The sequence below is a fragment of the Ruminococcus sp. BSD2780120874_150323_B10 genome (genome assembly GCF_015553695.1).
Taxonomy (GTDB): Bacteria; Bacillota; Clostridia; order Oscillospirales; family Acutalibacteraceae; genus Ruminococcoides; species Ruminococcoides intestinale_A.
Genome location: NZ_JADNHD010000041.1, coordinates 1 through 1,265, shown reverse-complemented (window position 1 = coordinate 1,265; position 1,265 = coordinate 1). Strand labels below are relative to the sequence as shown.

The following is a 1,265-nucleotide window of genomic DNA, read 5'->3' as shown; positions in this document are numbered from 1 at the left end:
CCAAAGAAATTTTCCATAACAGAGTTATCGTGACAATTTCCTTTTCTTGACATACTCTGAAATATTCTGTTTTCTTTCAGCTTTTGTGAATATGCTTTCATCTGATAAGCCCATCCTCTGTCAGAGTGAAAAGTCCTGCGATATGAACAGTCATTAGTGATAGTAATAGCTTCATCTAATGCACTCATAATGTTCTCGGCAGATGGCTTTTGAGATATGCCAAAACTCAGAATTTCTCCGTTAAACATATCCATAAATGGATCAAAATAGAGCTTTTTGATTATCATTCTGCCCTTGCTGTCAACCTCATAATACTTAAATTCACTTGTATCTGTTGTGATTTTCTGATGCGGTACACTTGTGTTAAATCTACGGTTAATCCTGTTTGGAGCAATCTTTCCTACTTTACCTTTGTATGAACTGTATTTTCTGCTTTTATGAGTAAACGAGGTTACTTGCAGGTTCAATTTCTGAACAATTCTTTGAACTTTTTTCTTGTTTACAAAAATATTTCTGTTTCGCAATTCTCCCCAAATTCTGCGATAACCATAGTCTTTATGCACTTTTCGTATATCAAGAATTTCTTTTTCTAATTTTTCATCCGGGTTCTCTCGCTCAAATCTATTTTGCCAATACATATATGTTGACTTTGGAAAACCTGTTACGGCAAGAATATCTTTTAGCCTGAATTCTCCTCGGAGACTGTGTATTATTCTTGCCTGTTTTTCGGAGGTTTTTCTTCCTCCAAACGCAATCTCCTCAGCTCTTTTAAATACGCATTTTCAATCCTTAATCTTAAATTCTCATCTTCAAGCTGTTTCAGATATTCTGATTCAGCTTTTTCTTTTCCTGTGTTAGGTATTATCTTTTTTGGTTTAGACACTTTGGGTTTCCGTCCTTTTCTCTTTGGTCGTAACGCATCAGGTCCAACTGCACGGTAATCGGTTACCCATTTTGCTATCATTGGTGGATTATTGATACCTAAACTCAATGCAAGTTCTCGATACGATACTTCCGTTGTTAAGTATAATTCTACCACATGCATCTTAAATTCAAAAGAGTAATTTTTCTTTTCTCTTGATCGCATTAATCCTTTGTTTCCAAATTCTTTGTATGCTGTGATCCAATCTCGTAATATTGTTTGACTCGGTATCCCATTTTCTTTACATAAACTTTTATATCCTCCTTTTCCATTTATGTAGTCCATTACTACCTTCTTCTTGAATTCATAACTGTATTTTGACATAAAAATACCGACCTCCAAA

Annotated in this window: 2 protein-coding genes; both read right to left on the bottom strand. The window is 34.6% G+C overall.

Annotated features, from left to right (window positions below; translation table 11 throughout):
* Positions 1-710: IS3 family transposase (locus tag I2E21_RS12105; RefSeq protein ID WP_347708287.1), on the bottom strand; the 710-nt coding region annotated here is incomplete at its 3' end.
* On the bottom strand, positions 710-1,265 hold a 556-nt coding region (locus I2E21_RS12100), incomplete at its 5' end, for a transposase (RefSeq protein WP_243240645.1). The genes I2E21_RS12100 and I2E21_RS12105, both read right to left, overlap by 1 nt.